Annotated in this window: 1 tRNA gene and 1 other annotated feature; the gene reads right to left on the bottom strand. The window is 49.7% G+C overall.

What is annotated here, in order from left to right:
* Window positions 1-147 precede the first annotated feature (147 nt).
* Window positions 148-223 (bottom strand) — tRNA-Glu (locus GXP72_RS01280).
* Window positions 224-347: 124 nt separating this feature from the next.
* Window positions 348-491: a sequence feature (16S ribosomal RNA rRNA prediction is too short), on the bottom strand.

Below are 491 nucleotides of genomic sequence, written 5' to 3'. Positions count from 1 at the left end.
AATTTGAGAGACTCGAACACACCTTAAAGATGTGTCGTTTCAATTTTCAGCTTGATCCAGATTTTTAAAGAGCAAATATCTCAAACGTCACCCGAAGATGAGTTTTGAGATATGACGGCCGGTGACTTTCACTCACGAACCAGCAAGTGGCGTCCCCTAGGGGATTCGAACCCCTGTTACCGCCGTGAAAGGGCGGTGTCCTGGGCCTCTAGACGAAGGGGACACTGAAGTCTCAATCGCAAGACGCCTTGCTATTTACTTTTCATCAGACAATCTGTGTGAGCACTACAAAGGCAGGTTCTTTAAGGTAAGGAGGTGATCCAACCGCAGGTTCCCTAAGGGCCATGATGACTTGACGTCATCCCCACCTTCCTCCAGTTTATCACTGGCAGTCTCCTTTGAGTTCCCGGCCGAACCGCTGGCAACAAAGGATAAGGGTTGCGCTCGTTGCGGGACTTAACCCAACATTTCACAACACGAGCTGACGACAG

The sequence above is a fragment of the Enterobacter sp. SES19 genome (assembly GCF_011765665.1).
In the GTDB taxonomy this organism is placed as follows: Bacteria; Pseudomonadota; Gammaproteobacteria; order Enterobacterales; family Enterobacteriaceae; genus Enterobacter; species Enterobacter pseudoroggenkampii.
This window is presented reverse-complemented; position numbering and strand designations above follow the sequence as displayed.